Below are 448 nucleotides of genomic sequence, written 5' to 3'. Positions count from 1 at the left end.
GCCGATCCCGCCCGCGCGCGCCATGGCAATGGCCATGTCCGATTCGGTGACGGTGTCCATCGCTGCGGAGACGAGCGGAATCCGCAGCTCGATGCCTCGCGTGAAGCGCGACGCGACGGTCACGTCCTTGGGGTGCGTGAGCGAATGTCGGGGAACGAGAAGAACGTCATCGAAGGTCAACGCGACGTCGTCGCGGACGCGGGCGGCCCCAGCCGCACCGTTGTCCTCAATGCGCAACGGCCCGCTCCCAGCTTTATCCTGGGTCGCGGGCCGTGAAGTGAGTCGATTTCTGGTCGCCATGGCGAAAGGTAGCCTAGCGCCCAATCACCTTCAACCGCCGCCGAATCCGTTTCGGAAGGAAGAACGCCGCGGCCATCAGCGCGTTCTCGGTGCCCATCACGGACGGCTCGTCCATGAAGAAGTCGGTCGACCGCAGCCCGCCGTTGGG

1 protein-coding gene is annotated in these 448 nt (G+C 65.8%); it reads right to left on the bottom strand.

What is annotated here, in order from left to right; all coding sequences use genetic code 11:
* Positions 1-237 (bottom strand): IMP dehydrogenase (locus I6F37_RS39870; protein WP_249795449.1); only part of this gene is annotated, 237 nt, incomplete at its 3' end.
* Between the last annotated feature and the right edge of the window lie 211 nt (positions 238-448).

Source organism: Bradyrhizobium sp. NBAIM08, assembly GCF_020193935.1.
GTDB classification, from domain to species: domain Bacteria; phylum Pseudomonadota; class Alphaproteobacteria; order Rhizobiales; family Xanthobacteraceae; genus Bradyrhizobium; species Bradyrhizobium yuanmingense.
The sequence above is the reverse complement of the archived record's forward strand: the minus strand, read 5'-3'. Positions and strand labels throughout refer to the sequence as shown.